This window comes from Psychroserpens damuponensis (assembly GCF_000826655.1).
Classification (GTDB): domain Bacteria; phylum Bacteroidota; class Bacteroidia; order Flavobacteriales; family Flavobacteriaceae; genus Psychroserpens; species Psychroserpens damuponensis.
In genome coordinates, this window is sequence record NZ_JXJO01000008.1 from 1 (window position 1) to 731 (window position 731).

At 31.1% G+C, this 731-nt stretch carries 1 protein-coding gene; it reads left to right on the forward strand.

Annotated features, from left to right (window positions below):
- Positions 1 to 512: hypothetical protein (locus TD29_RS03700; RefSeq protein WP_040279000.1), on the forward strand; the 512-nt coding region annotated here is incomplete at its 5' end.
- Positions 513 to 731 lie beyond the last annotated feature (219 nt).

The window sequence follows — 731 nt, forward strand, 5'->3', positions numbered from 1 at the left end:
CGTTGTGTACAATACCGAAAATGATACAGAAATTTAACCTTAAGTTGATTTTATTAGAATGTTTTGCATTGATTTTTATCATAAGCGGAATTGACCGGTTGTACGTTGCTTTTAACGGCGAAAAATTCGATGCTCTTATGGAAGAGGATTGGAAAAAATTTGAATCGCTAACTGATGTTCGAATTGGAGAATTATTTGTCAATCAAGCATATTGGACTTTTGGAATAATACTCATCGGAATTTTAGCAGTTGGACTAATAAATTGGAGAAATAAATTTGGAATTATTAATTCAATTATCGTTCTTATTTTGACAGTTGGAATTTCAGCAACTGGAATTTACTCAACTGGAATAATAAACAGATATCTGAATTATTTTTGCGGAATATTTGCAGAAGGATATGGATTGGCTTTTCTAATAGGTGGTCTGATAATAGCTTTTATCGGAATTGCGATTTTATGGAAAACTATAAAAATGAATAAAAGTACTGTACACAACACCGTGTATAATTAATTGCTATGTTCTTCCCTACTTGCGAATATTCCTGCGGAATATTCACAGGTCCGTAAAAGTTTGCTAACTTAGATGCTTAACCACGCAACTAACCATACACAAAAACGTTGTGAGCAATTAAACAAAACAAACTCTGAAAATGAAAATCAAATATTTCAGCATATCGATTTTATTATTAATACTTCTGAATTCTTGTAAAGATGAACGTATAATAATCTC